1 protein-coding gene is annotated in these 316 nt (G+C 64.2%); it reads left to right on the top strand.

Annotated features, from left to right (window positions below; all coding sequences use genetic code 11):
• Positions 1-316 (top strand): BatD family protein (locus KZZ04_RS18690; protein ID WP_219423744.1); only part of this gene is annotated, 316 nt, incomplete at both ends.

The raw sequence follows: 316 nt of genomic DNA, 5'->3' as shown, positions 1-316 counted from the left end.
CCTCGTCGCCAGCGTCGACCGCAGCCGTGTCAATTCCGGGGAAACGGTGGAACTGACGGTGGAGTCCAGCGACGTCACCCAATTCGGCAAACCCGACCTGTCGCCCCTCGACGCACAGTTCGAAGTCAGCGGCACCCGCCAGATCAACCCACTCACCACCCTGGGCGGCGATAACCACGCCACCACGCGCTGGATCATCACCCTGCTGCCCAAGGAAAACGGCACCGTGGTGATTCCGCCGCTGCAAGTCGGTGAGCTCAAGACCCAGCCGATCAGCCTGCAAGTGGTCGAAACCGCCAGCCAGAACACCAGCGCC

The organism is Pseudoalteromonas sp. CR1 (assembly GCF_019392235.1).
Lineage (GTDB): Bacteria > Pseudomonadota > Gammaproteobacteria > Enterobacterales > Alteromonadaceae > Pseudoalteromonas.
The sequence above is the reverse complement of the archived record's forward strand: the minus strand, read 5'-3'. Positions and strand labels throughout refer to the sequence as shown.